The sequence below is a fragment of the Mesorhizobium sp. LNHC229A00 genome, assembly GCF_000502415.1.
Classification (GTDB): domain Bacteria; phylum Pseudomonadota; class Alphaproteobacteria; order Rhizobiales; family Rhizobiaceae; genus Mesorhizobium.
In genome coordinates this window covers 1-523 of the sequence record NZ_AYWQ01000159.1, presented here as the reverse complement: position 1 = coordinate 523, position 523 = coordinate 1, and the positions used below count along the sequence as shown (strand labels likewise).

Sequence of the window (523 nt, the reverse complement as noted above, 5' to 3'; positions counted from 1 at the left end):
GCTGAGGACGGGCGACCCGCGGCGTGAGCGGCCGCGCGAGCCGCGGTGATCTGAGTGGCGGTTGCGGCTTGCTTCCGGGGCTTCGGCTGCGGGAGCTTCTTCCCTGTCTCTAAGAGAACCACCTGCAATTCGGGACACCCCGGCTGGCGCAGCATGACGCCAAAGCTTGTTGCCGCGAAAAGCACCGCGCGCGCCGTGGATGATGCAGCCAGATAGCGCCCGTTCTCCGACCAGACGTCATGCCAGTCCATGAGATCGACGCCACTTATGTCGTCGATCCGGACGCTGCCGATATGGCCCTTCAGGCTCTTCAGATAGTGGTTGTAAGGGACGAGCGAGCCCGGCTTCAGCTTGTGGTATGGGCTCCGTGGGTGCGTCTCATAGATCGAGAGCAGAGATTTCACGGTGCCGTCGAACTTCAGCGGATCGGCGCGGTAGCCTGTCCGCCAAAGGACCAGGTCAGCCTGCAGGGAATGACACTTCGCCTTCAGCATTTCGGGCTGATCGGTGAGATGCTGGAGAT

Annotated in this window: 1 pseudogene; it reads right to left on the bottom strand. The window is 62.3% G+C overall.

From position 1 onward, the window contains the following. Positions 1-523: pseudogene (locus X742_RS1000000175185) on the bottom strand (hypothetical protein); the annotation flags it as partial.